This window comes from Coraliomargarita parva, from assembly GCF_027257905.1.
Lineage (GTDB): Bacteria > Verrucomicrobiota > Verrucomicrobiia > Opitutales > Coraliomargaritaceae > Coraliomargarita_A > Coraliomargarita_A parva.
In genome coordinates this window covers 93,130-115,627 of sequence record NZ_JAPZEI010000006.1, presented here as the reverse complement: position 1 = coordinate 115,627, position 22,498 = coordinate 93,130, and the positions used below count along the sequence as shown (strand labels likewise).

The following is a 22,498-nucleotide window of genomic DNA, read 5'->3' as shown; positions in this document are numbered from 1 at the left end:
TTAGCTACGCAAAGACTAATCGACTCCCAATTCAATCTTAAGGTAGGGCCATTCGGGACGGTGCCGCGCTACCTTTGCCTTTATAGCTCAAACCTTTTGTGAAGCTACCTTACTCGTAGGGCCCTTCAGATGGTGAAACCGAGGTAATCGCATTAACCAGCGCACGCTCCGGCCTCTGGACGGATCCTTGTAACAGGGGATCCGAAGTGGACACCATCCAGTCCTGAAGCTTACCGGAAAGGCTCCGCAGAACGTATTCATATTCCGGATGCGTAGCATGGTTGATGGTTTCCTGAGGATCCTCCAATAAATCGTAGAGCTCGATTTCCGGCAATGCCTCCGCACCCCAGCCGGAATCGATGAGAACCTGCTTCGAAGGAGAGTCGTCACAGTTCGCGAGCACACGCTGCCGAACTTCGAAGCGCCGGATCAATTTAAAGCGCTTTGTCCGAATACAACGCATTGGCTCATACGCGGCGTGAAAGGTCACCTCCGAAAAGATTTCATCCCGGATCGATTCCTGAGTGCGCTCGAACAAGGGGCGCATACTCTCACCCTGCAGATGCGAAGGCGGTTCCAATCCGAGCAAGTCACATATAGTCGGGTAAACATCCAAATGCGAAACCATTGCATCCGAACTTTCTCCTGCCATGGGATTCCCCGGATAAGCCATCACCAAGGTCACGCCGATCCCCTCATCCTTCAGGTTGCATTTCATGTTCGGAAAAGCGATGCCGTGATCGGTTGTGACAATCACCAGGCTATCTCGGTCTCGGCCGGTTTCACGAATCGTCTTCAGGACGCGACCGATACATTCGTCGGCCAAGGAAACCGAATACTGGTAATCCGCAAAGTCTCTGCGGACTTCGGGCGTATCCGGCAGGCATTTCGGAAGCTCGATCGAATCGGGTGGAAATTTCGAATGATCTGCCGCCTCAAACTCACGGTGTGGATAGAACAATCCGTAGGAAAGAAAGAACGGCTGCTCCCTCTCTCGACGAAGAAAGTCACAGGCCGCATCCGTCCACAGTCGATCGGTTGCCGCATTCCCCTGCTCCGAGTTTTCCCGCATCACAAATTCATAGGGCATCTGCTCCCATGCAAAATTGAATTCGTGCTGCATCCCACAGAGCGCCGTCATGAACCCCTGCCCCTTCAAGTAAGCAGCCAAGTGCTGCTCTGGATGCTCGAATTTAAATCCACGGTGCGCCAACCCAAGCATGCCTGATTCATGCGGCGTGACTCCGGTCAACAATCCAGCCCGACTCGGCGAACAAGTAGGCCCACAGCAATAGGCCTGACGAAATAATGTGGCCTGCTTGGAAAAAGCATCCAAATGCGGCGTCGGGAGCTCATATCCGTAGGGGCTAATGTAGCGACCCATGTCGTGGGTATGGATATAAATGACGTTCTTGATGCTTTCGGAAATCATAAATAAGCTAAATGGGATGCCTCGCCAGACATGCGTAAAATGCGACGGCTAAGCAACTTCAAGGCTCTACAGGCTGAACCCCGGACTGCTCGGTGAAACTGCCCCAACGAGAATCATTCGGCCTCATATCATCGATCCCAAGACGCTCGACGTGTCCGTCCACAAATGCAAAGTTCCGCACACCGTCAGGATGCATAACAAATGAAGTCGTCATCGAATCGCGACCAGCTGCGGCACCTCCGTTCACCAAATAATCCTGCTTCGGCCAATGCCATTCGATCAGCATAAAGGTATCAGCGGGCGACTTGAATCCCATAGTAGTTGTTGCCAAGTTTCTGTTATTCGCCGGAAACATGGCTGGAGAGGCATACACATAACTTCTGGGACGCTCGGCTTCAGCGGCATAGTCATCCGCAGGACAGGCCATCACCTGAGGGTCTTGGATATAGCCTGTATCGACCAGAACGCGGGACCACACACCATGCCCCGGAGTCGAGTGGGCGGGAAACTGCAATTTGTGGTCATTGGCATAGAGTGACATCGTCACCGCCATCTGTCTCATATTGGAGGCACAGGAAGTCAGTGTCGCATTGGACCGGACCTTTCCCACTGCCGGAATCAGAATACCCGCCAATACCCCGATAATGAGTATTACCATTAAGAGCTCAATGAGCGTAAATGCGGCATTCTTCTTCACTAGTCAGTCCCTCAACGATTGATTTCAACATCCGTAAATGTAACCGATCCGTTTCTGGCATACTCGTAGGACGGCGCATTCACACAAATCCGCAGGACCTTGACTGGATAATGCACTTTTCCGTCCTTGCTGCCACCCCAGGATTTCACTTCGGCAATTTTCTCCAAATCAAATCGATACTGCTGCGTTTGGTTCGCCGAAATGTAAGGTTTTGTGTGCTGAAAAGTTTGTCCTGTGCTGTCGATAAAGCGGACAGCGATACGGAGCGGGCGGTCCGCGTTCACCTTGAAGCGCAATTCCTTATCGGCCGGTGTAAGCTCATAACGAACATCCGCGGAAACGTATTTTCCGCCATCCGAGAAATCATAGCTCAGCGTGAGTGCGTCGCTCGACACATCAAGGTTTCCCGAAGCCCCCGAAAATTCCTCCCCGGCATTGAACTTCCAGACACTCTCCGAATACAACTCGTCCATCGCAGCCAGAGAAACTGACGTGGAAGCGAGCAAAGCCAGTGATAGAGCAAGTGCTCCGGGGCGAAATAGATTTTTCAATGACATGACGAGAATCTTTCTACTTTTAGTTTTTCAATGTTAAGAGCAGGGGATAATCCGGAACTTCCATCTGCTCGATCAGGTAGGCGCCGGACGACGTCTTCTTCGGCTCAATCAAACGAGTCTCTCCAGTCCATAAATCAAGGACTTCAATTTTGCTGATCGGCTGATCCCGGATAATTTCAACATCGGCCCGCCGGAAATACTGATCGCTCCCGACCCGCTCGGCGGACCAGATCGATAAAACGGATTCACCTGCATCGTTCACGAATTGATAGACGGGGATTGAACCGGGAGCCGCAATCCGCGTGCCATCCCATACGATCGGCCAATAATCGACGCGACTGGCCAGCGGATAGACATTCACCTCCGCACGGGATTCGGTCGCAAAAGCCGCCATCGACTGAGCGACCCGCTTGACCGCGGCATATGCGGGCTTCTTGGACAGGTCGTAGCGGATCAACCCGAAGTGATGCTGTGCATTATTCGGATTCACGCCATCGTCCTTGAAGGCGTATTGAATGAAGACATCGATATCGAGTCCCAAGGCCTCGACGATTTTACGCTGCAGATACTTTGCCTGCGCCTCCTCCGTAAAGCCCGCGTGAATCGTGTGCGTATCCAAGCCCGAGTAAGTGGTAAATCCGGTCTCGGTAATCCAGAACTCTTTGGGACCTCCATCGGCCCCGATCTTTTGGCGGTAGAGATCCACCACCGAGCGAAAAGTGCCCTGCTCGTCCGCCACCGCGATCCCATCGCGGCGCAGAATGCCTTCCCCTGCCGCATAGAGCACCTGCTCGGGTATCACTCTTCGGCTGTAAGGGTGGTCGGCCAGCCCATCCACTTTCGGACTGATGCCGAGATCCAGCATCCGGTGGTTGGCCGGAGGCTCTGCGCCCAATCCGATGATCTTGAGATCCGGTGTAACCGCCTTCACAGCATCCGCGGTTTGATTCACCAAGGCCACATAGGCCCGGATCCATCCGGAAATTGACCCGTCGGGCTCGTTGCCATTCCAAGTGCCACCAAAGGTTTTACCCATCCCCTTGAAATTGAAAGGCTCATTCATCACCTCCAGCGCACCGATTTTTCCGTCCAGCTCCTGCGCCAACCATGACGCCGCGTTGGCATAAGCGGCCGGATCGTAAGGATTGTCGTAAATGCGATTACCACGTGTATTAAAGAGCAGGAGCACTTTCAGCCCCGCATCATTGGCAGCGTTGACCCACTCGATGTCCTTCGCCGGAATCTTGTATACGCCGGGCTCCTTCTCCATCTCCTCCCACTTGATTTCATCACGGAGCCATGTCAGACCGGAATCGGCAATCAGCGGCATCACCGTATCCAAATCCCAACCTTTGGACGCTTGATGGAAATGCGCGCAAGTGCCCAGCCGGGGATGACGGACTATAGACAAATCAGTCGCATCCGATGCCGCCGCAAAGCTAACAACAGTGAGACACAATGCGCACAGGAATGTCTGAAACATGGAGACTGAAGATCTAAGACGAGGCATGCTACGCTTCGGATTAAGAGGAAGAGGAAACTGGATAGATTCGAAAGAAGCGCCCCCTTATTTTCTTTTCCAAGCACGGATGCCCACGAACAGGAAAGCACCAAAGCCGAAAAACAAGGCATAAGTCGATGGTTCCGGCACCGCAGCATAACCATAGATCGCTACCTCGGTAATTTTACCGCCCCGGTTATCCGAGCTGGCAGGATTCAAGTCCGCATAGGTGGAATAGACTCCCGCACGGATATCCAGGTATTGAGCCGTCACCCCACCGGCCTCACTGAACGTGATCGTGCCGGTGCTGTTCGCAGCCGCTTTCGCAGGATCGCCAAAGAGAGTGAGGTCCGCGTCGCTTGTCGGCATGGAAGACGCGGTATAGATCGAAGTGGGATAATCATTCGTCCCAGTAGCCCAGCGGTAAGTCGCACCATCGTTGTAAGTAATAACAACCTCGGTGACGACATAGGAACCTCCAAGGTCAAAGAGGATATCATAATAACCGAAACCATTATCGCCGTTAACGCCTCCGGCATATTCCGTCACCCCTTGAAAACCGGCGACGAACTCAGTCGAAGGGTCGGTTACGTTATTCGAAAGCTCACCGGACGCAAAGGAGATCGAACCGGCATCACTGGACACAAAACTCTGGTTCCAGGTCAAACCGCCATCCTTCGAACCAGAATAGCTACCCGGATAAAAGGCTACGGTAAACTCGTCAAGCGCCGCACCTTCCTGCCCGCGCGCATAGTAGGTATAACTGCCTTCGGTGTTGCCATAGACAAGATTCGTCGATGTTTGAGCGGACAGGCTGCCCGCACCGACAAAGGCGGCAACAGCCGCCAGCATTGCGATGATATATTGGTTTCTCATGATTTTTAGGGGTTCTGTTTTGAAGTTGTAGGGAGTTTTTAGATACAAATTAAGACTTACACGCTGCGGCGCTTTCACGAATGATTAGACTCGGCTGAACAAGTGCTTGCGTTGATTCCGGTCGAACAGACTCATTCCATAGAATTTCCAACGCCTTCAATGCCACCGTTTTCCAGTCAACATTCAGCCCGGTCAAAGCGGGATAAAGCAGGTCGGAACCGGTGAGATCGGCGAACGAAAACACGGAAAACTCTTCAGGGACAGATATCTTGTGCTTTGCTGCAAAGCGAAGCACCGCCCAGGCACCGATACCGGAAATTGGCACAATCGCGGTTGGACGCGGATTCATTTCCATCACCTGCTCCATGGCATTATAGGCGGCCTGCGCAGAATCAGACCATTGCGGACTCCCACAGGCCAAAAAACGGCACTCCGACAAGCTACGCTTCTCAACCTCGCGATGTAGCGCGTCCAGACGAGCCTTGATCGTTCCGAGTTCTGGCGGCTCATTTTCTATAAATAAAATGCGCTCATGACCCAAGCCGGTAAGGTAATCCAGCGCCATGCGCACGCCGGCCTCGACATCCACACCGACACTCGGACCGGAGAATTCCGACGAGAATGAAAAGGTTGCGACCGAGCGAAAATCCCGCTGCCCGAGCTCATCCGACAAGACCTGCGCCGATTTATGCGACTGCCCCCAGAGGATCATCCGCTCAAGATTCGGATCAGCCGCAAGCGAACGCGCCATTTCCCGCACCGAATCTCCCTTGTGAATGTAGTGCATCCGAAGATCGCAACCGAACTCCTCACAGGCTTCGGCAAACGCATTCACCTGCTGCATAAAGATCGGAGAGTTCCAGTAGGGAGCAATCAATCCGACCAAGCGGCGAACCGGGAACTTCTGCACAAAAGTCCCCTGCCCCACGCGCCGGCGAAGAAAGCGCTGATTCACCAGCTCCTGCATCGCCCGACGAACAGTGGGCTGCGAAACCTTCAACAGGTCGATCAGCTCCCGCTCGGTATAGAAGCGCTCATCATGCTCGAAGTGATGGTCAATCACCCCCTTCAACCACAGTTCGACCTGCTCGTAGAGAGGCGTCTCAAGAGATGGGGCACTCACAAAAGGGGTATCAATCACTTTGACCATATTGCTTATACGCAATTTGCTTATAAGCAATGTGAGGTCAAGGAAAATTATTGGTCTTCTCCAAAATACAGAAGCTGCAGGCAGTGGAGGGCGGACCTCCAGAGGCCGTCTCAAAACTTAGCCGTAAAGCTAAGACCGAAGCGGCTGCGACAGAGCGCAGCCCTCCAGAACAGAAGATTTCGCGATGAACCTGAATGGTACGGACTGAAGATAGATAGACGTAGTTGCGCTGCTTGAACCGCGCAACCGCCCAGACTTGCGAAACCAGTTAAACATACGGGTGGCCGGTCTAAAGCGGGCAACCTACGATCTCTTTTCAAATAAACGTTTCGATCCTTAAATCCGCGCCATGCGCGATGATCCCCAAAACTGCGTCGTAGATTACGATTCCCCGCTTCAGTTCAACGGCAGACGATCTAGAAAGATCGCACTTCCATCGAATAGCCGATCCGATGGAAGGTTCGGAACATCATTGGCCCAAAATATACGGCAAACTGTCCATCAGCGTATCGGCCGCATAATCACAAAGGAGGTGCTTGCCACTCCCTGCGATATTGCCGCCGCCGATCCCGATGGCCGCGAAGCCACTCAAGCGAATCGACACCAGACCCGCCCCACTGTCTTCCATTCCGACGACTTTATGCGATTTCGACGGATCAATGCCAAGCCCCACACAGGCGGTTTCGGCGTAAAGCCAAGGGTGCGGCTTGGGTGAAAGTTCCCCGAGCGTGCCCGCACGCCCCTGGCCGACCTGCGTGCCGGCGGAGATGATCGCATCGTAAAACTCCAAAGGATCCCCCAGACCGATCGTGCGGAAGGCGTCGAGGATTTCCGGCCAGGCTTTTTCATAGAGCCCGGACGTCACAAGACCGATCTTCACGTTATTATCCTTCAGCGTTGTCAGGAACTCCTTCAAGTTGGGCGCAGGCGTGAAGGCACCTTCCCGTCCGCGGCCCGCCATGATCTCGTTCATCTCGTGACGCGTGATCGCAAAGTAGTGCTCGCGCGCTTCGGCGATGGAAGCATCCGGCACGTATTTATTGATACAGTATTGCAGATGCTCGCTGACGGAGTGCCCGGACACGTGCGGCTCGTCTTCCTTGGAAAGACGGAAGGAATCATCCTTCAGCAACTTGCCCGTGGCTTGTTCGATGACCCACATCCAGAAGCTTTCACTGTGGACGCTGGTGCCATCGAGATCCATCAACACGGCTTCGGCCGGCCCCTCGAAACGGACCTCGGGAACCGGATAGTAGGCCGGGTAGCCCATGGCGGACTTCACATAGCAGAGGGTCTTGTCGGCGAAGACAATAAACTCTTCCTTGCGATCGGCGAATGTGAAGATTTCACGCACGCCGTCCGCGCCGGCTTTGAAAGCACCGTTGCCGGCAGTTTCGAGTTGAATCAGGTCGGATTCGAATTCCGGAGAAACCGAGCCGATACCGGGGATGATACGTGAACTCATGATTGGCAGCCGCAACCGAAGCGGACGGTAAAGATTTTCTTGGAAGGCATCGTCAGGGACACGGTATTGCCCTTCATCGGAAGCTCTTCGACCAGCGTGGATTCGTCCATTTGGACAAGCTTTGCGACCGCCATCTCACGACCGAGGGTGAGTGTGGCCGATTGCTCGGAGTCGTCCGGGTTAAAGAGGCGAACGATCAGCCCACAGCCGTCTTCGGCCTTCTTAATGGCGGAGACGTGCAAGAGCTCGTTATCGAGCTGCACCGCAGACATCGAGTGGTCCAGCTCGCCCTTACCACGCCCCGCAACGACCATACGCAGCGGTGTGTTGATACCGGCGGCCTTGGTCAGCAGCTTCGCCTTGCGCCAGTCACCCTCATGAATGCAGATGCCGTATTCAAAGGTTCTGACACCGGGACACTGAATGCCCTCATCGGGCAGCTCGGTGACTTTTTCCTCGCTCACCGCCAGCTTGATACGGCAGGCACGGATCAGGGTGAGCAGGAAAGTCTTCCCGGCATCATTGCACACTTCGTATTCAAAGAGCCCCTTGGGCATGACAGCCAGACCGTCGGTGCCATCGCTCAGACCGGCAAAGGTGCGCAAGGGATGCGTGCCAAAGGCCTGCTCGACCCAACCGGTCGAATCGGGAATTTCGACAGCCCGCTCGACGACATCGAAGTGGGAGTCCGCATAAGAAACATCGGTTTGGATCCCGGACGGCAGCGCGACGCGCAGCCAATGGTCCTTCGCCTTGTTATCGACGGTAACCTTAACGCCGATCGTATCCTTTCCGGCTTCCAGCGAGTATTCGATCTTCACCGGCAAGCCGACGAGGATGTCGCTGCGCGTCGAGCCGTCCGCGTAATCGAGCGGCACCTTGAATTCGAAATCCGCCGTAATCGAAGAACGCAAGGGCCCGCTTTCGGAAACGGCGACATTGGCCTGGACGCCCAGCGAATTGTATGTGCGGTCGTAAGTCGGAGCGTCATGCTTCCATGCGTTACCGCACTCACCCTGGTCGGTGAAGTAGTTAATTTCCGAATACGTCTTACCGGTCATCTTGTTCGTAACCGTAAGCGTGCCGTTGCCATTCACCGTCACATCGAGTAATTCGTTCGCCATGCGATTCGAACCGACAACCAAGGTCGACGGCGTGCGGACTTCATCGGGGGTGCCGGTGATTTGATAGACGCGATAGCCGCATGCCGGCAACTTGTTGAACCTCGCGTAAAAGCGGATGCGATTGGATTCCAGAATGCGGGGCACTTCCCAGATCGAATCGACGAAGCAGCTCGACTTCTCGTTGCTGATCGGCTGCTGGACGGGATTTTCGTCATCGGCATGCGTCAACTTGACAGCCTTCGCATCCATTTCGCGCGGCACTTCCACGTCCACATAAGCGGTCACATCGCGCTCGACCGGCAAGGGATTGAACACCACCAACTGGATCGCCTTCCCATCCAGACCTTCCGGCGAGAGGTTTTTCACGACATGCGCCATCATGTCCTCGGTCACGATATCGGCGCAGTCACTCGCCTTACGGTAGCGTTGCTCCATATCGAGGCAGACCGCGTCCGGCGCACAACCGCCGTTGGCGTCGTGCGTATGGTTATCGATCAGGAAGTCCCATCCACGCTGCAAGTAATCCTTCGGGTAGTCGGCACCGCACATGGCACCGAGAACCGCCATCGGCTCGGCCGAATAAACGATCCGCTGGGTCGAGTCGAAGTCCGCCAGCTTCAAATAAGTGCGGGCGCTAATCGTTCCGGGGAACAAGTAGGTCCAGAGACCTTCCTTCAGATAGCTGCGGCGTTCGCCCTTCAAGTGGGCAATGGCATCGCGGTCCAGATGCTTGAGGGCTTCTTCCCAGAACTCCTCGAGCGTCGCCTGTTCGATCTTGTATTTGCCCTTGAAGATTTCCGCGGCATCCTTGACCACCTGCGGCTCCAGCGGGTGAGGCGCGGAGATATCGTGGCCGTTCATGGCGAGGAACACTTCGGTCGTAAAGTGACGCCCCTCGGCCTCAATCATTTTCTCGACGGCATCCTTCAAGGTTTCCTTCGAATAAGGCAAGGCCGGGTCCTGGACGTCAAAAGAGAGGTCTTCGCCCGCCAAACCGTCCGCAATCCGCATGCCGGCTTCGTCATACTCACCCCATTGGTAATCCTTTTGGAACGAGCGCCCCGTCGTCACCGGACGGTGGACGAGGTAATACCAGTTGTAACGGGCAAACATGGCGAAGCGGGAGGCAAAGACTTCCGTGCCGTCGGGTGCCGCCCACATGTATTCGGCATCGGCTTCGTGGTGCGAAATCCCACGGTAGAACATCATTTTGTCCAAACCGAAGTTGCGGAGGATTTGGGGCAGCTGCCCGGTCTGCCCCCAGGAGGACGGCGTGTAGGCGACGGTCACCGGCTTCGCGCCATACTTCTCCATATTCTGCTTCCCCTTGAGGAAATTGCGAACAAGGGATTCGTGCCCGATAGTGAACTCTTCCGGCAATGAAAACCACGGCCCGATCACGAGGCGCCCTTCGCCAATCAGACGCGTCACGACCTCACGCTTCTCCGGACGCATTTCGAGATAGTCATCCACCATCACCGAATGCCCGTCCAGAGTGAAGGACTTGAACTCCGGATCCTTCTCGAGGATGTCGATCGCCTTGTCCATCATCGTGATCAGACGACGGCGGGTCTTCTCAAAGGAACGACGAAATTCGCGGTCCCAGTGCGTATTGGAAACGACTTTGATCTGCTTTATGTGTGAGGTATCTGGCTTCATAAATGGTGCGGTTTAAATAAGGATTTTCAGCTAGAACGGATACGAATTTGGAAGACTGGTTTTATTATACTGGAAACGGCCGCAGATTATGTAACGAGTTGCACGACGTGTTTCGAGAGGACGCTTCCAGCACACCCAATTCTCCACCGAACGGACTCAGAAAAACAGGCCTACGACACTCTTTCATCGAGCTCAAGGAGCGATTCCAAATGCAAATATCAGAATTCTCCAACAAAGGAGCTCCGGTCAGATTCGAATAATGTAACGCATTTCTCAAGACAAGTAACCTCAGGCATATTTTTTTAATTTTCCAGCAAAATCAGTCCGTGGTGATAGATGAAACATGCAGGCTGACCACCTCATAGGGCTTAAAGTTGACCTTGGTAATAGACTTCTCCCCCAAAGAGGACTCCCCGAGATTTGTCAGCGAAAGCTGATAACCGTCACGCAAGTTCACGGAAACCTGGCCCCGGCGACCGGCGACCTCATGCAGGCGCAGGATCCAACCTCCAGTCTCCGTAGGCTTGACCCAGTGCGGCACCAAGGTCTCGCCTCCCTCCAAGGATTCGATCACCGACGGCAAAGCCTTCCCGGCGTAAGGAAGCGGATCCGTATACAGGGTCTCCGCCACCGACGCCGGTTGACGCTCACGCGGGAAATCCGAGTCATAACGGCCAACCGCAAACTGGATCCGGTGCGCTCCCATATCGCTGTAGGGCGATTCGACTTCCAGACGTGTGAGGTGCGGGGGCCAGGCATTCGAATGCATTTCGTAACCGGTCACCAGCGGGCTTCGAACGAGACTGAGGCCGATCACGCCTTCACGCACAGTGGCCCCGTATTTTGATTGGGTAGCGAGGAAAAGCCCTTCGCGTTCCCCTTCATCAAAGACCGCCATATAGCGACTGAATGGCACTTCCCACATTGCTTCCGCTTGCAGGCCATTCGGCACTTGGGGACGAAGCACACTGCCATAAGGGATACCGTAGCGGGCATTGGTGGCCGCATATTTCGTCGGGAAGAGCAGCTTCAGGAGCGACTGCGTCTCACGCCAATCCAAGTCCACAGTCACATGCACCAGCGGGCTGCCCGACTCCAGCATGAAGGTAACCGTCGCTTCACTGGAATCGCCGACCTTCCGGGTCACCGCGACACCGGCACGGTGGGCACCCTCTTCGACGACCGTAATGGTGGCCTTCGCCTTGCAGAGCTCTCCGATGTTCAAGACGTGGCGATCGATATCCCAGGCCTCAAAGTTGGCCGCATGATCCGGGTAGAGCATCAACTGCCCGACCGGCCCCGACAACGGCACATCCACACCTTCCCAGCTCAGTTGATCAATCCAACCGGAGGCATTCACCCGGAACGTCGCTAAGCCATTGGAAACCTTGCGGCCTTTGACCTCAACCGGATCGGGCAGGTCCTGAATAACCGATGCCAGCGGCTGTCCGCTCAGCGGCGGCAAGCTGACATAGGCCGAACCATCCGGACCATCGACCCACTTCTGCACTTCGACCGCATGCGGATTGAAGAGGCAATCCTCTCCCTTGCCGGCGAGGGCTTTGCCCGCTTGCGCCAGTTGCCCCTCGGCCTCGCGGTCGAGCTCGGGCAAGCCTTCCAGATAGACATCCCAGACCGAGCTGCCGGGAATGTAATCGTGGAATTGGGCGAAGACCAAGCGCTTCCAGGCATGCTCCATGTCCCAGGTCTTGCCGGTCATCACGGAAACCGCCTCGGCCACCTGCATGGCCCGTTCGAGATTCCGGAAACTGGACTTCAAATTGTCATGTGTCGTGTAGGTGCCACGATGGTATTCCAAATAGCATTCGCCCTGATGCACCGGCAACTCGTCACGCACCTTGTTGAGGCGCTCAAAGAAGGACTCCGGCTGGCCCCACTCGACCTCGGGCAAGCCCGGCAGCGCATTCAAACGACGCGCCCGTTCGATCATCCAATCGGTCGCGCCACCGCCACCATCCCCGAAACCGGTGGGCAGCAAATACTCGCCACACACATCGGCCTGCTGGTTACCGCACATCGAAGACTTCAGCTCGTCAACCTGCACGCGCGTCACATAGCTGGACTCCTGCGTGACATGCGACAAGATCTCGGAGCCGTCATTCCCCCGCCAGATAAAGCTACTATAGGGGAAGCGGTTGATCGCATTCCAAGTCATTTTGGTAGTGAAGAAATATTCCACCCCCGTCTGCTTCATGATCTGCGGCAAGCAGGCCGCATAACCGAAGACGTCGGGCAGCCAAGTCAAGGTAGACAAGCGGCCATTGATCGCCTCGAAGCCCTTTTGCCCCAGCACAAAGCTACGGGCCAAGGCTTCCCCGCAAGCGATCATCGTATCCGACTCCACATACATGGCCCCCGTCGCCTCCCACTGCCCCGAGCGAATACGCCCCAGCACACGCTCATACAGTTCCGGCTCACGCTTTGCGATCGCCTCATAGCTGATCGGCTGGCTGTAGGCAAAGCGGTATTCGGGATACTCGTCCATCAAGCGATCCGCAGTGGCAAAAATATTGAGCGCCTTCAGTTCGCCCATGCGCTCCGGCCAGATCCAGACCAGGTCGAGGTGGGCGTGGCCGGTCAAGACACATTTGGCAAAGGTCTTATCCATCTTCAGCTCAGCATAGAGCTTTGCCATGCTACGGCGCAGCGCGGGGGTGCCTTTGCGGTCCAGCTCGTTGATCGCGTCTTCCATCCCACGCAACATGCGGCGGTAGGCCGGCGTGAACTTATCGACCGGCGCTTGCAGGCCCGCACCATTCAGCGTTGTCGGGACCTGCGGATTCTCGCGGTGGCGTTGATCCATGGCCAGGTCGAACATGCATTTCAAGTCATGGAAGCCCCCCCAGGCGGCATCATCACGCCGGAGCACACACGCGCCTTCGAAATAGCTGCCTTCCGCTCCCATGTCCTTGGCATCCGGATGCCAGATCGCACTTTGGATACAGCTCGACTGCACCCAGACTTCTTTGACGCCCTTCGGCAAGCGGCAACGGCGATGTGCCACATTAAAACCGAAATGGGCTTTGTCGTCGACATACAGCGTCGCTTCGCCCTGGTCCAACCACTCCAGCCAGGTGTTGTCATCCGAAACTTCAGGCAAGGTCACCAGGCACCAGCGTTGATCGAAAAGCCTCCCCCAGAACGAACAGGGCTTCACCTTGCTGCGCTTGTAAGCCTTGCCTTCGGCCAACGTCACCTGCTCGGGCCGGGCTTTCGAGGCCTCGACGGCAACAGGCCGTCGGTCCGTCCAGGCAGCAGCCTCCAGACGGTTGATGGCGGCTTGAATTCGATTCGGAATCAGTTGAAGGAGATGATGATTGGGAAGCATGATCGATATGGTTGGAGCAAATTAAATTGGTGCGAAGCCCTGACAGTGGCTTCGATTGATGCGGAACATTGTAGCAGAAGCGCCCTTCTCAGGTCTTGCTATGAAATGACAATTTATTACGCTGGCTTGATGTTCAAGCTCTCCACCTACGACTGGCCCAACGCCTACGCCTGCACCTACGAAGCCTATAATTATAACTATATCGCCTCCCCTCACGTGCACGCACAGGACTACCACGAGTTCTTCTGGATTGAGAGCGGACGCGGCTGCCACCTGCTCAACGGCGAGCGCAGACTCATGGAAACCGGCTATTTCGCCCTCATCCGGGCCGACGACCAGCACGGCTTTTCCGCCTGGGATACCGAGGATCGCATCCGCCTGATCAACTTTGCCTTCCCCTCCTCCCTTTGGGAAAAGATCCGGAGCGCCTTCTTTCCGGACAAAGTCTGCTTCTTTGATCACAAACCGATAGAGAAGCGCGAATACCAACTCAGCGTCGACGACCGCGAACGCCTCCGCCAGATGGGCAACGACCTCGCCGCCGGTCGCTGGAACGAGACCAACGCCGCCGCCTATCTCCACGGCGTGCTCGCCCTGCTCGACAACCGCGACCGTGAAACCACCGCGCATCCCGCCACACCCGAGTGGCTCACACACGCCATCCGCAGCATCGAAACCTGGCCGAATTTCGTCGGCGGCGTGCCCGAGTTTGTCCGCATCGCCGGACGCAGCCACGAGCATGTCAGCCGCGATTGTAGGCGTTTACTGGATACAACGCCACGCGACATCGTCAACCGCGCCCGGCTCAAGTGGGCCTCCATGCAGCTCGAAACCTCCCAAAAGGAAATCGTCGACATCGCCCAGGACTGCGGCTTCGAAAACCTCGGTCACTTCTACAAGCTCTTCAAAGCCCAGCACCAAACAACCCCACGCCAATACCGCATCAAAAAAGGCATCCCGCAGCTGTCCTAAACAGAACGCGATTACATTCTACGAAGGAATGGTCCTTCTTCGGGATCCAAGGACTCGAATACATTAACCATCGTCCCAACTGGCTGCTCCACGTGACCATCTAACAACGGATCACTCGTCCGCTTCATCCAATCAAGCAGACGACGCTCAAGATCTTGGCGAACATCGGCGTAAACGGGATCTGCTGCCCGATTACATGCTTCGCTCGGATCCAGCATCAGGTCATACAGCTCCACCTGGGGTAGAATTTGTGAACCCCAGTCAAAACGCAGCAACTCATCTTTGCTTAATGAGCCATCACAATTAGCGAGCGGACGCTGGTCCAGTTCGTAGCGAAAGATAAGCTTGTGTCGTTTGGTCCGGACACAACGCATGGGCTCATAGGCCGCATGAAAGGTAACTTCGGAAAACACCTCGTCACGGATGCTTTCGGTTGTGCCCTCCAGCAAAGGACGCAACGAGCTCCCTTGCAAGTGGTCAGGCGCAGCTAAGCCCAACAGATCGCAAATAGTCGGGTAAATATCCAGATGCGAGACCAGTGCATCCACTGCGGCTCCGGCAGTCTGATTTCCCGGCGCCGCCATCATCAGAGTAACCCCGATACCGTGGTCGGTCAGGTTGCACTTCATTCCGGGAAAAGCGATCCCGTGGTCAGTGGTCATAATAATGAGCGAATTCCGATCATGCCCATATCGGTAAATAGTTTCCAAGACCTGACCTATACAGTCGTCCGCCCGATTGACGGTGTAGGCATAGTCAGCCATATCGCGCCGGATTTCCGGCGTATCGGGCAGAGGCGCAGGTGGGCGCATATAATCCGGTCGGAAGACATTGTAATCGGCAGTCAGGAACGGTCGATGCGGATAAAACAGCCCATAAGAAAGAAAATACGGGCGGTCCTGCTGGCAGCTCAGAAACTCAATGGCGGATTTGGTTGCATCGAGATCATAGTCAACGCCGGCCGGGCCATCGTGTTTAAAGTGAGACTCCTCGTAGGGCATCTGATCCCATGCCGAATTAAACTCGTGTTGCATGCCACATAAGGCAGTCAAAAAGCCCTTAGCCTTGAGGTAGGCGGCGAGATGCAGCTCCGGTCGAGAAAATGTAAAGCCGCGGTGAGCCAACCCAAGCATGCCGGTTTCGTGTGGAGTCATTCCGGTCAGGAGACCTGCCCGGCTTGGCGAGCAAGTCGGACCGCAACAGTAAGCCTGACGAAACAGAGTCGATCGCTCGGCAAAAGCCTGAAGATGCGGCGTTGAGACGGCGTGCCCATAAGGGCTGATATAACGCCCCATATCATGTGTGTGAATATAAATGACGTTGCGAATAGTGGAAGCAGCAGAAGCCATCTTGGTCGTGTATTTATGCCATCATTTCACACATTTGCTTCGTCACAGGCGTGAGAGGAGGTTCTCCATTGAGATAACGGCGACATTCCTCCACTGCAAAGCTACCCATGCGGGAACACTCGACTCCCATCGAACCGGAGATATGGGGGGTCAGGAAAACATTCGGCATGCGGGCCAACGGTGATGCACTCATGTCGCTTTCATCAGCGAGCACATCCAGAACCGCGAAGATATCATTTCGCTCGCCAAGCACTTCCACCATTTCGCGTTCGGTCACGATCTTGCCACGCGAAGTATTGATAAACGTAGAACCGGGAGGCAAAGCACGCAAGTGCTCGCCTGTTATCATGTTTTCCGTCTCCGCCAGTAACGGGGTATGTAGCGAAACCACATTACAACGCGAAAACAGTTCATGCAAATTATCAACCCGAACCACGCCATACTCTTCGAAAAGTTGAGCTGGAGCGTAGGGATCATAAGCCATGACATCCAGTTCCATTCGGTATAGCTTTTCGCAGACGAGTTGCCCAATCGCGCCAAGGGAGATGATACCGACCGAAGATCCGTGATAGGCGCCGGCAATCTGGAAACGGTCCATTCCCGGTTCACGAGAAATGAGCTGACGATTGAGAGTCCAGACCTGCTTCAGAGCAAAGACAATTGCTGCGACGGTAAATTCTGCCACCGGTGTAGCGTTGGCACGATACGAACTGGTCAAGAGGATGCCCCGCCTCCAAAATGCATCCGTCACGAGTTTTCGAACCGAACCTGCACCGTAGAAAAATGCTTTCAGATTAGGTAGAGCCTGAAGCAATTCCTCATTCATGGTCGGACAGTCCCATCCGGAAAAAATGATTTCCACATCCTCGAATGCACCCGGTTGGCCAAGGATATCCTCAGCCAGGTATGCGACACCATCATTGAGCGTTAATTCATCAATGCTCCGGCGAGCCTGTTCATTATAGATAATCCCGAAAGCAGTCGGATCGAGTAAAAAAATAGATCGTTGTTTCATGTAATGACCCCTGTCTGCGCGTTCACTAATCGTCGGAAGCATAGGTCCACATACCAAGCGGTGCCTCCAGAGTGCCGGTTCCTATGGTATCTTCAGGACTCCGGCATTCGACATGCCCGTCGACAAAAAGGTAGTTGAAGAGGCCATCGTGGAGTTGGGTTCCATTGCCGCTCTGCATTTGCTTGAGCGGAGTGTCAACGACACTGCAGGCGATCTCGCCGATAACATTATCCGACCCCTGCCCGGACGCTTTCGCACAGCTATACTCCGTAAACATAATGGTATCGGCAGGATTGCCGATCGACAAAAGACGGAGCGCATCGGGCGAGTTCTTAGTCATGTAACCGGTCTTGGCAACACCGCCTTGGTGGTTGCGAACCATCGCATAGCTTCGGCGCGGAAAGTCGGAGTCCTCTTCAGCGAAGTAATCGCTGGGACAACGCAAGACCTCGGTTAGACCTTCGCCGAGATAGGGTTCAACGAACTGGTCCCAGACTTGGGCATCTCCGCTGTTTTGCGCAATCCAGTAACCAAACGGAAGCGCCAGTTGGTGATCCGAAGTATAGAGCTGCACGGCGACTCCCAACTGTCGCAGATTGCTGGAACATTTGGCCAGTCGTGCCTTTTCGCGCGCACCACCAATGACAGCCAAGAGAATCCCGGACAGCACCGCGACAATTGCGATGACGGACAAAATTTCAATGAGGGTCATACCCGCCGAACGCTTGTTCTCTGATGAAGAGTTTGTCATACGCTCTTGCCTCTAATGCGTGGCTTCAGGGTCGCGATTTTCCACGTAACTCGCCCATTCTTTCTTTGCCGGATTCAGTTCATATCGAATTGTAGCCTTCAAGACCGGCTCCGGAAGCGAAGCCAAGATACGTAGCGGAGGTCTGGGGATAATCGTCTGAAGCGGCTCTATCTTGAAACGCATGGACGGATTGCCATCAGCTTGAGTAGCCAGGGAAATTACGGAATCCCCATCTACGATAAGAGCGGACTTATCAGTGGTCATCGTCACCGCGCCATAGGTAATAAAGGCGTTCTCGTAAGTTTGCGGCCTGGAGAATTCCACCGTATCGATGACCGTCAGGCTCCCTAAGTTTTTGCGCGAATAGCTGAATTTACGTTCGAGTCGCATCAGCTCAGGCACGTCATACAGCCGGGAAAGATCCAGGACGATCGTATCTGTGTCCTCGGTAAACTGATGACTGATGACTTCGGCCAGCGCGTAACGACCGGAACGCTGATTCTTGCCCGCAATACGTGGCACGGAATGCCCTTGAGAACCTTTCAGGTCAACCGTCTCATAGCTGTCAAATTTGGAATAGATGTCGCGTCCTGGATCGATAATCGGACTTCGTCCTTTCAGGGCCAATACGAAACCTCCAACGTCGTTGTGGTTATGAGTCTCGCCGTTATGACCTCCTTTTATGGCAACTTCCAGCACCTCGGGATCGTCGCCAACAGAACGGCAGATGAACACGCCTCCGGAGGGAAACCAGGTCCGCAACAGGGACTCTTCTTTCTGGACAGAGATGGCATCCGGACGATCCCCAAACTCAGTCAGCGGAAAGGCAGCCACCGAGATTTCGGACAGGGTGCCGCCTGCCGGCTGCTCAAATGCAGAATCGATCAAGCGGCGATTCGAGTCGCGGATTTTACCTTCGTAGCGGTATTGTATAATATCCGTTATCCATGGAAAAGGCTTTGGGTAGCGCGGACAATCGGCAAAGGAGGGGTAAACATTTCCCGCCATCTTAAGCTTCTTTGGGTATTGAGCTGCCAAGCCGATGATTGCCGGCTCATACAGGTTAATTTCCCCGCCAGTAACGCGCAACAAGGTCTCTGCCAACAAAACGTAATGGCCGAATCCATAATCCCAATACCCCAGCCCTTCGGTGCAATAACCGTCTAGTGGGAAACCATCATAATAGCGCTTCACGAAATGCTCGGCACCCGCGACGATTTCCGCCCGCCGGTGAACATCCGTGAGTGCGTCCATTGCAGCTATTACAACTTGCGAGTGGCACACGGGATTCCAGTTAGTGGGAGCGTGTGTCCACCAGCATAGTTTCCCTCTCGGCCCCTCATGAACCTTGGTCAAATAGGGCGTGAAGATGCGTCGGTCCAGCTCGGCAAGCGCATGTTTCCGCAAGTCGGACGACAAACGGTCACCCAACCATGCCACTGAAGTCGCCACAGTCGCGCCTCGCACAGCGACCCCCAAATCAATATCCACCACACGTCCTTCAAAGTTGTCCAAATGGGCATCATGGGCAGGTAACACCCAGGTTTTCTCCTTCAGGATCGCCTCCAAAGTTTTCTCAATGGCGGGCAGATACTTACCCTCGTCACGGATACATTCAGCCAGGGTAAGCACGCGCAGCCTCACTCGCCTGTCACGAAAAGGCTTTTCGTATTCCGGACGCGTGCCAGTCCTTGAAAAAGTCAGGAATAGCTCGTCTGACGCATCGGGAACCGGCTCATTCAGCATCGCGTCCGCCCGTTCCAGCAACTCGGGCCCCACACGCTTGCCAAAGTCCTCCCACGCGGCCCTGTCGTCGATCCCAGGACCGCACATCGACCCGGACAAAGATTGAGGCATCATGCCTTCGATTTCTTTGACCCTCTCTTGGGAAAGCATCCAATTTTCAGGTAGCTGGGCCGCTTCCTCGGGAGACAACTCATCCATCGCGAAATCATCGATATCCGCAGTCACCAAAGCTTGCCCGTAGGAATGGATCCTTACAAAAGCCTTGGCTGCCTCCCCTGGCGCTTTGGCAGTGATCGAGAGAGGAACCCAAGGTGTCTCGCCCTCCGGCAGTGTCAGGGTTGCTCCATCCTTCGAGCCATCAACACCCAGCCAGTTCCCTTTTGAGTCAACGAAAACAAGGTAAACACCCAGCCCCTTCCCCTCCATGCCACGACCCCAAAAAGTGAGCCGGTAGGTGGCGTCAGGCGTAACTGGAAAACGGGCAGAGCGAATTTCGCACCCCGAAGACGGATCCTTATCCGCGACCCGAAGCCCACTTTCTCCCGAATGGGAGAATCCTGTGCCGATGCCGCTCGAGACCAGATCACCAGAAGGGTGAGTCTCCCACCCCTCCAATTGATTTTCAAATCCCGGGTTCGGGATACTGCTTGCCGCCGGACATTGATTATTCAGTGCCAGGGCACTTAGGGATGCCAATGCAATTATAAATGGATAGCTCATCGAGACACATTCAACCGAGCACAATCCGAATAGACATCGGATTGCCTGAATTAGAAAACGGTTTTCACGGACTCCCCGAAGGAGGGTGATCCGCTAAACAAAACCACTATGCGCGAACTCTTCGCTTGCGGATGAGAATGGCGCCCCCCACAACGAGAAGTCCGCTCACCAATGCAGCCGAAGACGGTTCGGGGATCGCAGTGAAATTAATAATAAGGGAAGGACGCAACGACTCCGTAGTCACCTCCGAAGAATAGAACTCGATCCGCTTGTCGAGGTCACCCGTTGCAGCTTCGGTAGTTGTTTTAAAAAGTAGTCCCGCGTTCTCTCCGGTAATCCATGACTCGATTACAGCGCCCGAAATCGTCAGGTCGATGTAGGACTCTCGTCCGGTATTGTCATAATTGTAGCTGGCCAGGAGCGTGCTGTCGTAGTCCGTCCCCGTCGTGCTGGCTCCCTGCGATCCGGCCCACGTCGTTCCCGTCCCCGAACCGGTTTGGCTCAAATAATGCCACGTGCTCTGGCCATTCGTCGCGATGGTTTCATTGACACCCTCAATCCAGCCAGAATTTGCACTACTCACAGAATAAACCTGCAAAGTCTCCGTGTAAGCGGTTGCGCCCACACCGGTCGAACCATTCAGATAGAGACGCAATGTGACCGAATCGATGGACGAATATACCCCCTGCAATGAGGAAAGGTCAAATCGCAGCAAACCATGGTCCACAGGACTGAGGCTGGCCCCTACTTGAATATTCTGCCGGGAGCCATAGCTCGCTTCCCAAGTATTGGATGCAAGCATGGTATCTTCCGTTCCGGAGTAATTGGTCACAAACGCATTATCGGTTCCATCCTGGAAGACGACCGTATCGGCATGCGCCGACTCAGCGAACCCTAAGAGCATGATCGATGCGATAGCAGCCACGGGGAGTTTATAATATTTAATCATTGGAGTTTTCATTTTGGGTTTCGTTTACTTCGGGGGGATAAAAATGGATACAGTCATAGGGGATCGTCCCAGGCACTCAGCCAAACGCGGCGACATCCGAAACCGAGTCGCGCTCTACCAGATGTCCACGCACGAGTCGTATCGACAAGTCGCGCTTCGTGTGGGGTGCCTTAATCACATCAAAGAGGTCCAAGGCGGCGGCCCTGACGACAGCCCCAAAGTTCAGGTCAAAACTTGTCAATTGGGGAGACATGGATGAGCAAAGAAGAGCGACATTATCGAAGCCGACGACGCTGATGTCCTGCGGAACGCGCAAGCCTCGGCGGGCCAAGACGTCATACATGCCGCGAGCCATCCAGTCGTTGGCCATGACCAGCGCGGTCGGCGGAGACTTGGAAGCTTGCGTCATGAGCTGGTCGAAGGCTTCCGTCATATCCGGCGGCGATGTCTGGGGCTCACTGAGAAATTGGGCCGAGATCTCTTGAGCACTCGACTCGGCCACAACCAAATCCGGCGTGTAGGCCTGACGACTACGCAGGAACGCGATGCTCCCTTGCATGCGCTCGACAAACAACGGGTGACTGCCCTTCGAGCACAGAAAACCGATTCGGCGATGCCCCCTCTCCCATAGATACTTGGTCACCATCCACCCAGCCCCGTAGTTATCAAGAGAGACCTGAGGCAAATCAACCCACGGAGCATTCAGGCCGACCAATACCATAGGCATATCCGGCGGAATATCTTTGATAAAATCAGGAACCTGCCGCGCCACCTTAATCAAAACTCCATCGACTTTACCCTCGCGCACACAGCGAGGCACACTGCCATCGGCGGGTGCAAATTCGACAAGAGAATGGTAGCCGTTCTCCTCACAGGCGCTCTCAACCCCGGAGGTGTAGGCCATGTTAAGCGGGTGGCTGATCCACTCTGTGCCAGCATCCGCAAAAATGAGTCCTATATTTCCAGACCGGGGCGTTGCTCCATTTCTGCGAGAAGCCGACGGGCCAGAAAAAGTCTTCTTCTTATAACCCAACTCCTCGATTGCTCGCTGCACCTTTTCTTGATTTTCCAAGGCAACATTACTGGCCTGATTAAGAACTCGGCTCACCGTCCCAACCGATACCCCAGCACATTCAGCAACTTGGCTAATGGTCACAGGGCTTTCATTCATTGAATTCATAGTGTT

General features: G+C 54.8%; 16 protein-coding genes. 1 reads left to right on the top strand and 15 read right to left on the bottom strand.

Features of this window, described 5'->3' with window-relative positions; translation table 11 throughout:
• Positions 1-109: 109 nt before the first annotated feature.
• The 9 genes from O2597_RS10380 to O2597_RS10340 form a co-directional block, all read right to left on the bottom strand.
• The gene (locus tag O2597_RS10380) at positions 110-1,432 is read right to left on the bottom strand and encodes a sulfatase family protein (RefSeq protein WP_269524572.1); all 1,323 of its coding nucleotides are present in this window, start codon (positions 1,430-1,432) and stop codon (positions 110-112) included.
• Between the two features lie 58 nt (positions 1,433-1,490).
• Positions 1,491-2,129 carry a competence type IV pilus major pilin ComGC gene (locus tag O2597_RS10375; RefSeq protein WP_269524571.1) on the bottom strand — a complete coding sequence of 213 codons (639 nt, stop codon included), beginning with the start codon at positions 2,127-2,129 and terminating at the stop codon, positions 1,491-1,493.
• 11 nt (positions 2,130-2,140) lie between these two features.
• Complete coding sequence (locus tag O2597_RS10370) at positions 2,141-2,686, bottom strand: hypothetical protein (RefSeq protein ID WP_269524570.1); 546 nt, start codon at positions 2,684-2,686, stop codon at positions 2,141-2,143.
• Between the two features lie 19 nt (positions 2,687-2,705).
• Positions 2,706-4,169, bottom strand: coding sequence for a hypothetical protein (locus O2597_RS10365; protein ID WP_269524569.1), 1,464 nt, complete (start codon positions 4,167-4,169; stop codon positions 2,706-2,708).
• Positions 4,170-4,253: 84 nt separating this feature from the next.
• Positions 4,254-5,063, bottom strand: coding sequence for a PEP-CTERM sorting domain-containing protein (locus tag O2597_RS10360; RefSeq protein ID WP_269524568.1), 810 nt, complete (start codon positions 5,061-5,063; stop codon positions 4,254-4,256).
• Positions 5,064-5,112: 49 nt separating this feature from the next.
• A complete protein-coding gene (locus O2597_RS10355; RefSeq protein ID WP_269524566.1) occupies positions 5,113-6,327 on the bottom strand; it encodes a GntR family transcriptional regulator in 1,215 nt (404 codons plus the stop codon).
• Between the two features lie 355 nt (positions 6,328-6,682).
• The gene (locus tag O2597_RS10350; protein ID WP_269524565.1) at positions 6,683-7,678 is read right to left on the bottom strand and encodes an HAD family hydrolase; all 996 of its coding nucleotides are present in this window, start codon (positions 7,676-7,678) and stop codon (positions 6,683-6,685) included.
• Positions 7,675-10,461, bottom strand: coding sequence for a glycoside hydrolase family 38 N-terminal domain-containing protein (locus O2597_RS10345; protein WP_269524563.1), 2,787 nt, complete (start codon positions 10,459-10,461; stop codon positions 7,675-7,677). The genes O2597_RS10350 and O2597_RS10345 overlap by 4 nt, the downstream gene beginning before the upstream one ends.
• A 319-nt stretch (positions 10,462-10,780) precedes the next feature.
• Positions 10,781-13,810, bottom strand: a complete 3,030-nt coding sequence (locus O2597_RS10340; RefSeq protein WP_269524561.1) for an alpha-mannosidase — start codon at positions 13,808-13,810, stop codon at positions 10,781-10,783.
• A 105-nt stretch (positions 13,811-13,915) separates the two neighbouring features.
• Here O2597_RS10340 and O2597_RS10335 point away from each other — a divergent pair, with 105 nt between their 5' ends.
• Positions 13,916-14,782: a helix-turn-helix domain-containing protein gene (locus tag O2597_RS10335; RefSeq protein WP_269524560.1), complete on the top strand. Its 867-nt coding sequence runs from the start codon at positions 13,916-13,918 to the stop codon at positions 14,780-14,782.
• An 11-nt stretch (positions 14,783-14,793) separates the two neighbouring features.
• On the opposite strand, the gene O2597_RS10330 is transcribed toward O2597_RS10335, so the two are convergent.
• The 6 genes from O2597_RS10330 to O2597_RS10305 all read right to left on the bottom strand — a co-directional run bounded on the left by O2597_RS10330 (position 14,794) and on the right by O2597_RS10305 (position 22,492).
• A complete protein-coding gene (locus tag O2597_RS10330) occupies positions 14,794-16,131 on the bottom strand; it encodes a sulfatase family protein (RefSeq protein WP_269524558.1) in 1,338 nt (445 codons plus the stop codon).
• Positions 16,132-16,144: 13 nt separating this feature from the next.
• Complete coding sequence (locus O2597_RS10325; protein ID WP_269524556.1) at positions 16,145-17,188, bottom strand: hydroxyacid dehydrogenase; 1,044 nt, start codon at positions 17,186-17,188, stop codon at positions 16,145-16,147.
• Positions 17,172-17,897 (bottom strand): prepilin-type N-terminal cleavage/methylation domain-containing protein, encoded by a 726-nt coding sequence (locus O2597_RS10320; RefSeq protein WP_269524554.1) that lies wholly within the window; start codon positions 17,895-17,897, stop codon positions 17,172-17,174. Before O2597_RS10320 ends, O2597_RS10325 begins: the two co-directional genes overlap by 17 nt.
• A gap of 12 nt (positions 17,898-17,909) precedes the next feature.
• On the bottom strand, positions 17,910-20,363 hold the full coding sequence (locus O2597_RS10315; RefSeq protein ID WP_269524553.1) for a heparinase II/III domain-containing protein: 2,454 nt from the start codon (positions 20,361-20,363) through the stop codon (positions 17,910-17,912).
• Positions 20,364-20,469: 106 nt separating this feature from the next.
• Positions 20,470-21,312, bottom strand: a complete 843-nt coding sequence (locus O2597_RS10310; protein WP_269524551.1) for a DNRLRE domain-containing protein — start codon at positions 21,310-21,312, stop codon at positions 20,470-20,472.
• A gap of 76 nt (positions 21,313-21,388) precedes the next feature.
• Entirely contained in the window at positions 21,389-22,492 is a 1,104-nt protein-coding gene (locus O2597_RS10305; protein WP_269524549.1) for a LacI family DNA-binding transcriptional regulator, read from the bottom strand.
• Positions 22,493-22,498 lie beyond the last annotated feature (6 nt).